The 251-nt window shown below is 47.4% G+C and carries 1 protein-coding gene; it reads right to left on the minus strand.

Translation table 11 applies throughout. From position 1 onward, the window contains the following. On the minus strand, window positions 1-251 hold a 251-nt coding region (locus tag L9G74_RS24475), incomplete at both ends, for a hypothetical protein (RefSeq protein ID WP_238898839.1).

Genomic DNA, 251 nt, shown 5'->3' on the forward strand with positions numbered 1-251 from the left:
CTTCTCTCTGTTGATTGGACTTCAACCTCAGTATCAACAACCTCTGCACCTATATCATTCTTACGATCAACGACGACCTTCTCTTCTTTCTCTGCTCCACCATCATCATCCAGTCCCTTAACATCACTTGAGGAGACATCAGGTTTACTGGCACTAGCGTCGACGCTTGATGAATCAACAGGTGGCGAAGGCCTGATCTTCTCAATCTTAATCCGTTCCCGCGGTGGTTGCCTACTCTTCCTCTCTTTCTG

Origin of the sequence: Shewanella electrica, from assembly GCF_022321485.1 — a bacterium.
Lineage (GTDB): Bacteria > Pseudomonadota > Gammaproteobacteria > Enterobacterales > Shewanellaceae > Shewanella > Shewanella electrica.